The organism is Rhodococcus sp. EPR-157, assembly GCF_001647195.1.
GTDB lineage: Bacteria > Actinomycetota > Actinomycetes > Mycobacteriales > Mycobacteriaceae > Rhodococcoides.
In genome coordinates, this window is sequence record NZ_LVCV01000366.1 from 1 (window position 1) to 4,670 (window position 4,670).

The following is a 4,670-nucleotide window of genomic DNA, read 5'->3' on the forward strand; positions in this document are numbered from 1 at the left end:
ACCTGGTCGACGGCGTGACCAAACTCGACAAAGTCGTGCTCGGCACAGCTGCCGAGGGCGAGACCATCCGCAAGATGATCATCGCGATGGCCCGGGATCCGCGGGTCCTGGTCATCAAAGTCGCCGATCGTCTGCACAACATGCGCACGATGCGGTTCCTGCCACCGGAAAAGCAGGCGCGGAAAGCGAAGGAAACCCTCGAGGTCATCGCTCCGCTCGCGCATCGCCTCGGTATGGCGACGGTCAAGTGGGAGCTCGAGGACCTCGCGTTCGCGATTCTGCATCCCAAGAAGTACGACGAGATCGTTCGCCTGGTCGCGGACCGTGCGCCGTCCCGCGACACCTACCTGGAGAAGGTCAGGGCGGAGATCAACGCATCTCTGTCGGCGTCGCGGATCAGTGCTGTGGTGGAGGGCAGGCCGAAGCACTACTGGTCGATCTACCAGAAGATGATCGTCAAGGGTCGCGACTTCGACGACATTCACGATCTCGTCGGAGTTCGGATTCTCTGTGATGAGATACGCGACTGCTATGCAGCGGTCGGCGTCGTGCACTCGTTGTGGCAGCCGATGGCGGGCCGGTTCAAGGACTACATCGCCCAACCCCGGTACGGGGTCTACCAGTCGTTGCACACCACCGTCGTCGGGCCGGAGGGCAAACCTCTCGAGGTCCAGATTCGGACGAGGGACATGCACCGAACCGCGGAGTTCGGCATCGCAGCGCACTGGCGATACAAGGAAACCCGCGGCAAGCACGGTAGTGACAATGCCGAAGTCGACGACATGGCGTGGATGCGTCAGCTGCTCGACTGGCAGCGTGAGGCCGCAGATCCAGGTGAATTCCTCGAGTCGTTGCGCTACGACCTCGCAGTGAAGGAAATCTTCGTCTTCACCCCCAAAGGCGACGTCGTGACGCTGCCTGCAGGTTCATGTCCCGTCGACTTCGCGTGTGCCGTCCACACCGAGGTCGGGCACCGTTGTATCGGTGCCCGGGTCAACGGCAGACTCGTTGCGCTGGAACGGACTCTGGACAACGGCGAAGTCGTCGAGGTCTTCACCTCCAAAGCGGTCACCGCGGGTCCGAGCCGTGACTGGCAGGGATTCGTCGCCTCTCCGCGGGCGAAGACGAAGATCCGCCAGTGGTTCGCCAAAGAACGGCGTGAGGAAGCGCTCGAAGCAGGCAAGGATGCCATCGCGAAAGAGGTGCGGCGCGGCGGGCTTCCACTGCAGCGGCTGATGAACGCCGAGTCGATGTCCACCATTGCTCACGAACTGCGCTACGTCGACGTGTCGGCGTTGTACACCGCGGTAGGCGAGAGTCATGTGTCGGCGCAGCACGTCGTACAGCGGTTGGTAGCCCACCTCGGTGGCGTCGGAGACGTCGAAGAGGAACTGGCGGAGCGGTCGACACCGTCGACGATCCCGATGCGTCCTCGCCAGGTCGGAGATGCGGGCGTCCTCGTCTCGGGAATGGAGGGCGTTGTCGCGAAGCTCGCCAAGTGCTGCACGCCGGTGCCAGGGGACGAGATACTCGGCTTCGTGACGCGCGGGGGATCGGTCAGCGTGCACCGGACGGACTGCACCAACGCCAAGTCGCTGGGCGAGCAGTCGGAACGGTTCGTCGACGTGGAGTGGGCGCCGTCGTCATCGTCGGTGTTCCTGGTGGCTATTCAGATCGAGGCCCTGGATCGGCATCGGTTGTTGTCGGACGTCACCAAGGCGTTGGCCGACGAGAAGGTCAATATTCTGTCCGCCTCGGTCGCGACGTCGGGTGATCGTGTGGCGATCAGCAAGTTCACGTTCGAGATGGGCGATCCCAAGCATCTGGGCCACGTTCTCAACGTCGTCCGCAACGTCGAGGGCGTCTACGACGTATATCGACTCACATCAGCCGCATAGGGCGGCTCCGCCGCCAGTGGCACGGTTGAGTGCACTCCCGTGCGCTCAACCGTGCCACTACGGTGTAGCCGTTACGTCGTCGCGACGCTCTGGAGTGTGACCTCCGCGTTCGGCGGTCCATCGTTGCCCGGTGTCGATACACCGGCCGCGGCGACGGCGTCGAGGGTCGCCAAGCCCGCATCGTCGATCGTGCCGAACACCGTGTACTGCGGTGGGAGCACCGAGTCCTCGTAGACCAGGAAGAACTGACTGCCGTTCGTGTCCGGTCCGGCGTTGGCCATCGCGACGGTGCCGCGTGGGTAGACGACCGGGTCGGATGCCGCGGGATCGCCGACGGGATATGCAGTGGTCGGGTACTCGTTCGCGAATTCGTATCCCGGACCGCGATTGCCCTGGCCGGACGGATCGCCGCACTGAAGAACCTCGAGGCCCTCGGTGGTGGTCAGACGGTGGCAGATCGTGTCGTCGAAGTAGCCCTGCGATGCGAGCGAGGTGAAACTGTTGACCGTGCACGGGGCCTCGGCGCGATCGAGCGTCAGTCCGATCGGACCCTGGCTGGTCGTGATTGCCACGTCGACCGTTCCGACCGTCGACACGCCGTCGTTTGCAGGCGCTGTGTTGTCCCTGATCGCGGGCGTGGCCTCCGGGTACTCACACGTCGTGGACGATGCGTCGGGTTCGGGAACCGGTGGGAGGACACCGAACTGGCTCATATCGAGCGGCGGCTGCGTCGTGGTCGGCGCCGCGCTGGTCGTGGACTGTGTAGTACTTGTCGTCGCAGTCTCCGACGCGGTGGAAGAACAGCCGGCGACGAGGAAGACTGCGGCTCCTGCCGCTGCGAGCAGTGTTGTGATCCGCATCAGAAGTCGCTCACCATGCTGGTGATGTCCACCGGGAGGGCAGGCTTGCCGTCCGATGCGCCGCCTTCGACGCCGCCTGCGGCAACCTTGTCCAAGGTTTCGAGTCCTGTCTCGTCGATGGTGCCGAACACCGTGTACGCCGGGGGCAGAGTCGAGTCGCCGTAGACGAGGAAGAACTGACTCCCGTTCGTCCCAGGCCCCGCATTGGCCATCGCAAGGGTGCCGCGGGGGTAGGAGATCGGCTCATCGGCAGCAGGGTCGCCTTCGGCGAACTGATCGGCCGGGAATTCGTCGGCGAATTGGTAGCCCGGACCACCCATGCCCGTTCCTGCAGGATCGCCGCATTGGAGAACCTGCAACCCGGCGCCGGTCGTCATTCGATGACAGGTGGTGCCGTCGAAGTAGCCCTGGTTGGCCAGCGAGACGAAGCTGTTCACGGTGCACGGCGACTGTGGGTTGTTCAGCGTGAGCCCGATGTTGCCCTGGGACGTCGCCATGCTGTAGCTCAAAGCCTCGTCGCTCGTCGGGATCGCGTCGGTGCGCGGAGGGGTGTTCTCCTTCGAGGCAGGCTGAGCGGATGCCGGGTATGCGCAGTCGACCGTTTCCGGTAGAGGCTCGGCGCGACCGTCGGCGATCAGAGTGTCACCGCTCGGCGTCTCGGATGCCGTCGTCTCCGGTTCGTCACTGCCGCGAGTGAGGGCGAAGACCACTGCAACGGCGCCGACCACGACGACGAGACCCAACACGGATCCGGCGATGGTCAGCTGTTTGCGCTTCTTCGCTCGCTCGGCTCGACGTTCGAGTTGTCGCTCGAGTTTTCGCTTCGCCGCCTCGCGCCGTTGCTCGTTGCTGGGCAATTGACGTGTCCTCCCGCTTGTGACGTTCACCGACTCGTTGATCGCCTCTGCGCCGGTCGGCGAGCCGGAACCGACCGTGAGTGAGTGTGCCATTACATCCTGAGAGCATTCTGACGGGCATCGGCCTTCGGCGCCCGTCCGGACACTGGCGACGTACAGGTGAACACCATGCAACTACTCTGTCGATGACCTTGCCGTACCGAATTAGGAGCTACTGCTGTGCTCGTCACCGGATTCCCGGCGGGAATGTTCCAGACCAACTGCTACGTGCTTGCTCACGATGGCGCGGACGAGTGTGTGGTGGTCGATCCGGGGCAGGACGCGACCGAGCCACTCTTTCGGTTCTTGAACGAGTCCGGTGTCACACCGGTCGCGGTTCTACTCACCCACGGACACCTCGACCACACATGGTCGGTGGCGCCGGTATGCGAAAAGTTCGGTATCCCCGCATACATTCACGCGGAGGACCGATACATGTTGTCCGACCCGATTCGGGGCACGGGACCGGCTTTGGCCGCACTGTTGGGCGACACCGAGTTCAACGAGCCCGACGACGTCGCGGAGTTGGTCGCCGGTTCTTCGCTCGACCTCGCCGGCATCACATTCGACGTCGTACACACACCTGGGCACACCCCGGGTTCGGTGGTGTTCACCGTCGATGTCGACACTCCGGACGGGACACTGGCAGTGGCGTTGACCGGGGACACCTTGTTCGCAGGCTCGATCGGACGCACCGACTTGCCCGGTGGGAACCACGAGCAACTGCTGCGTTCCATCGCGGACTCACTGCTGCCGCTCGCCGACGACACGGTCATCCTGCCCGGTCACGGCGGCCAAAGCACCATCGGCCAGGAACGTGCATCGAATCCCTTTCTCGTTGGACTCTCGGGTACCGAACAGGGAAAGCTGTGACCGTGAGCAAGCTGAGTACATTTTCTGCGCCCAAAGGCATTCCCGACTACGTTCCGCCGAACTCGGCGGAGTTCGTCGCCGTCCGCGAAGGACTTCTGGCCGCTGCCCGCAATGCGGGATACGGCCACATCGAGCTTCCGATC

At 63.9% G+C, this 4,670-nt stretch carries 4 protein-coding genes and 1 pseudogene; 3 read left to right on the top strand and 2 right to left on the bottom strand.

The features are described 5' to 3' along the window. On the top strand, window positions 1-1,898 hold a 1,898-nt coding region (locus A2J03_RS16760), incomplete at its 5' end, for a RelA/SpoT family protein (RefSeq protein WP_068376050.1). 71 nt (window positions 1,899-1,969) lie between these two features. On the opposite strand, the gene A2J03_RS16765 is transcribed toward A2J03_RS16760, so the two are convergent. Together A2J03_RS16765 and A2J03_RS16770 are read right to left on the bottom strand one after the other, a co-directional pair. Next, a complete protein-coding gene (locus A2J03_RS16765; protein WP_068376052.1) occupies window positions 1,970-2,758 on the bottom strand; it encodes a peptidylprolyl isomerase in 789 nt (262 codons plus the stop codon). Further along, entirely contained in the window at window positions 2,758-3,615 is an 858-nt protein-coding gene (locus A2J03_RS16770; protein ID WP_068376056.1) for a peptidylprolyl isomerase, read from the bottom strand. Before A2J03_RS16770 ends, A2J03_RS16765 begins: the two co-directional genes overlap by 1 nt. 219 nt (window positions 3,616-3,834) lie before the next feature. Here A2J03_RS16770 and A2J03_RS16775 point away from each other — a divergent pair, with 219 nt between their 5' ends. Both A2J03_RS16775 and A2J03_RS30575 read left to right on the top strand, forming a co-directional pair. Further along, window positions 3,835-4,527, top strand: coding sequence for an MBL fold metallo-hydrolase (locus A2J03_RS16775; protein WP_068376054.1), 693 nt, complete (start codon window positions 3,835-3,837; stop codon window positions 4,525-4,527). A 2-nt stretch (window positions 4,528-4,529) separates the two neighbouring features. Then, window positions 4,530-4,670, top strand: a pseudogene (locus A2J03_RS30575) (histidine--tRNA ligase); the annotation flags it as partial.